We start from the raw sequence: 3,360 nt of genomic DNA, 5'->3' as shown, positions 1-3,360 counted from the left end.
TGTTCTGCCGCAGCGCGCCGCTTTGCTGGTGGGCGGACTGCGCTTCCACGCTCCAGCCGCGTGGCCAGCCGGTGGTGGCGTCGGTGGACTCGTCGTCCTGTGCGGCCTGCTGAGGGCTGTCGTCGAGCACGCGGTCCACGTAGGCCTGCGTGGGCTCAGCGGTTTGCATGGGCTGTGTGGGTTGCGCCCAGGCAGCCGCTCCGGCCAGGGCGGCGCCCGCCCAGCACACTCCCAGGGCGTGACGCGCGAGCCGTCGCTTCATGGAGACGTGAATCGTTGTTCGATGGCCAGCGAGCCCTTGCGGCCCCACTCCAGCTTGCCGCTGACGCTGAGCGGGTAGCGGATGGCCACCGCAGTTTCCGGGTCGCCGGGCCGGGTCGCCTGCAGCGCGATGTCGCGTGTCTCGCCCGGCATGATCGGCATGGTGGATGCCTGCACTTCGAGCGCGGTGCCGTCCGCGTCCTTGGCGTTCAGAAGGCCCGCGAGCCGTCCGTGCGCATTGCCGCTGTTGCGGACCCGCAGGACCGGCGTGGGCTTGCCATCCACCTTCTTCACCGCCGTGCCGTCCAGCTCCAGCAACGGTGCCGCCTCGCCCACCGCCACGTAGACGATCACCGCGATGCGCGCGCCCAGCGCGATGGGCATGCCGGGCGCGGATGTCGCCTGCTGGCCCTCGATCATGATGGCGAAGCGGCACTCCACCGGCGGTGTCTCGGGCGGCGGCGTGACCTCCAATCGGTAGCGGTAAGGGCGCCCGGCCGAGATGCTCAGCTCGTGCCGCTCGATCGCCACCCAGGGGCGGCAACTGCCCGGCAGCAGCTCGTCGCTGAAGTCCACCGAGCCGTCGGGGCGCAGGGTCCAGTCGGCGGTCTTGATCTTGTAGGCGCCGGCACGCGCGTCGCGGTGCGTGAGCTCGATCACCTCGCGCACGCGCTCGCCGGGCTTGGCGGACAGCTCCAGGCGCGGCGGCGACACCGCCAATGCGAACTGGGCCTGGGCCGGAAGAGCGGCCGCCGTCCACGCGGCGACCAGGGCGGCGAGGCGAATGGCAGCGCCGTGGCGGCGCAGGAAGTCGGCAAGACGCGTCACGGCATGACCTCGATCTCGAAGAAGAATTGCAGGGATTGCGCACGCTCCAGCGTCCGGCCGTCCGCGACCAGGTCGAGCACGATGCTTTCCTGCAGGAAGGCATCGCGCACCACGCCCTCGAAAACGAGGGTGCGGCTGCCGCCGCGCAACGTACCGGGCAGCAGCCGGCCCTGGGTGCGCCAGCTGGCGCTCATCTGCAAGCCCTCGGTCGGGGCCAGCCCCATGAAGAGGCGTGCAGGCCGGTTGAGCCAGGGCGAGAGGTTGAGCCTGAGGGCCACGGTCACCCGGCCTTCGACGGTGTGGTCGCCGGCCCGGCCCGGTGCCAGCTGGCGCCAGCGCATCGGCGTGCTGGGCTGGCTCAGGAAGGTGCCGGTGTCGTCGACGCGGAAGGTGGCTGCGCCGGCGGGGGCGGCAGTGGCCAGTCCGAGCAGCGTGGCGACCAGCATCCGGGAAAGGCGGCGCGTTCTCATGGCGCGGTGAGGGTGAAGGTGGCGCGCCCGGTGAACGTGCCGGCCGGAACGACCTGGGTGTTGAGGTAGCGGAATGCCAGACAGCTTTCGAACCAGGTGTTGCGCGTGACGGAAAGCAGGGTCTGGGCACCGCTGCTGAAAGCGCCGCTTGGGATGGTCGGCGTGGCGTCGCCATTGCCGGAGGAGGTCCAGGCGATGCTGCTGAACGGCAGGGTGTTGCCGCCGGCATTGGTCAGATTGGCTGGCGTGCTCACGCTCAGCGTGGCGGCCGCGCCGGAGTTGCCCGGCACGCGGTAGAAGCCGCCCACGTACACCTGGCCCGTCGTGGCCGGCGTGTTGCAGAAGGCGAAGCCGTCCCAGGCGCTGGCCGTGACGGTGCTGTTGGTGGTCATGGCCTGGGCGGCGCCCGAGCCGAGCTGCGCGCTCGGCACCGTGACCGAGGCGTTGTTGACCGTGGTGTTGTTGCCCGGCGTGCCGCCGTTGTTGAAGTTGCCGCCCGTCATCGTGCCCACGCCCACTTGCAGGAACAGCGATTTGGTGCCGGCGTTGATGCCGACGGTGTAGCCGTGGGCCGCGGGCAGGCCGGCAATCCCCAGGGCCAAGGTCAGACCGAGAGCGCGCTGCCGGATGCAGCCGAACAAGCTGAGCGCGCGCTTCATGATTCTTGTCCGGACTGCGTGCGGGGTCGCGTTGCAGTAGCCGTGCTTCGGCGGCTCAGCCAGCGGATCGGAACGTCAGGGCGCGGTAGCGGTGTAGATCACGCGCCCACCGTTGGCCGAGCCGCCGTAGGTGCCGGACGGCAGCGTTGCGCCATTCAGGTATGAGAAGGTCCATTTGCCTTCCCGGCGCACCAGGCCGCCGGTGGCTGCGAGCGTGGTGGCCGTGCCGTTGCCGCTGCTGGCGCTGAAAAGCGGGTGCGCAATGCCCGAAAAGTTGTCGAAGCCGGGGGTGGTACTGCCAAGGGGGGCGGACGCCACGGCGATCTGACTCCACGGTACGGTGATGGCGCCGCCATCGCTGATGGGGCCGGTGACCGCGTTGTTGAGCGTGACCGTGCCGCTGTTGCCGAGCACGCGAATCGTGACCGCGCCGTTCGTCTGGTCGCCGTTCGTGCCCGAGACCGTTGTCCCGGTGCCGACGCTGCCGGCCGGTACGTCGAACGCGATGTTGTCGACCGCCGCATTGCCGGTAAAGCCAGGTCCTCCGGTACCCACCTGCAAGAACAGCACCTTGGGAACGGTGATGGTGAAGTCGAGCTTGGCGCTGGTCGACAGGCCGCCGCTGCCGGTGGTGCTGGTGAAACTCGACTCGGCCAGCGCTGCCAGCGGGGCGAGTGCGGCCAGCGCGGCGACCAGAAGAAGTCTTGTCATATTGCTCCGATCTACAGGTGGTTGAGGTGCCGGCAATGTAGGTGGAGGACTACTTTTGGTGGTGCTACTTAAGTATTCATAAATGGACGCGTTCGGCCTTCCGTTAAAAACGGCACGGCGCGGCTATGTCATTGGTCACATGTTGGCCCGGCGCATGTGCCAACCCCCCGCGATGGCCTGCCATCCGCACTTGCGGCGTGGCCTCGCCGGTCGGGCCGGGGAGCGATCAGCGTTCTTTCTGCACCGGGAAGTCCACGCTGACGGTGTCGCGCACGCGCACCTCGGTGCGCTGCGAGGCGGCGCCGGCGCTGCTCCATGGCAGGGGCAGGTGGTCCTGGATCAGTTCGAGCTCGTGCGGCCCGGCGGCCACCTGCGCGAAGCTGTAGAAGCCTTGCGCGTCGGTGCGCGCGACATAGCGGCGGTCCAGCACC

The 3,360-nt window shown here is 69.4% G+C and carries 5 protein-coding genes; all 5 read right to left on the bottom strand.

What is annotated here, in order from left to right; translation table 11 throughout:
- Nucleotides 1-258: 258 nt before the first annotated feature.
- Nucleotides 259-1,089, bottom strand: a complete 831-nt coding sequence (locus tag ABEA07_RS22300; protein ID WP_345540614.1) for a hypothetical protein — start codon at nucleotides 1,087-1,089, stop codon at nucleotides 259-261.
- Nucleotides 1,086-1,559, bottom strand: coding sequence for a hypothetical protein (locus tag ABEA07_RS22295; protein ID WP_345540612.1), 474 nt, complete (start codon nucleotides 1,557-1,559; stop codon nucleotides 1,086-1,088). Before ABEA07_RS22295 ends, ABEA07_RS22300 begins: the two co-directional genes overlap by 4 nt.
- A complete protein-coding gene (locus tag ABEA07_RS22290; protein WP_345540610.1) occupies nucleotides 1,556-2,218 on the bottom strand; it encodes a hypothetical protein in 663 nt (220 codons plus the stop codon). Before ABEA07_RS22290 ends, ABEA07_RS22295 begins: the two co-directional genes overlap by 4 nt.
- Nucleotides 2,219-2,293: 75 nt before the next feature.
- Nucleotides 2,294-2,929, bottom strand: coding sequence for a hypothetical protein (locus ABEA07_RS22285; RefSeq protein ID WP_345540609.1), 636 nt, complete (start codon nucleotides 2,927-2,929; stop codon nucleotides 2,294-2,296).
- 226 nt (nucleotides 2,930-3,155) lie between these two features.
- Nucleotides 3,156-3,360, bottom strand: a 205-nt coding sequence (locus ABEA07_RS22280; protein WP_345540608.1) for a hypothetical protein, incomplete at its 5' end; no start/stop codon positions are given.

Source organism: Variovorax defluvii (assembly GCF_039541515.1).
Taxonomy (GTDB): Bacteria; Pseudomonadota; Gammaproteobacteria; order Burkholderiales; family Burkholderiaceae_C; genus Variovorax; species Variovorax defluvii.
The sequence above is the reverse complement of the archived record's forward strand: the minus strand, read 5'-3'. Positions and strand labels throughout refer to the sequence as shown.

Excerpts from the sequence above, each read along its gene's own strand:
- ABEA07_RS22295 (WP_345540612.1), bottom strand. The coding sequence starts at position 1,559 with ATGAGAACGCGCCGCCTTTCCCGGATGCTGGTCGCCACGCTGCTCGGA.
- ABEA07_RS22290 (WP_345540610.1), bottom strand. The coding sequence starts at position 2,218 with ATGAAGCGCGCGCTCAGCTTGTTCGGCTGCATCCGGCAGCGCGCTCTC.
- ABEA07_RS22285 (WP_345540609.1), bottom strand. The coding sequence starts at position 2,929 with ATGACAAGACTTCTTCTGGTCGCCGCGCTGGCCGCACTCGCCCCGCTG.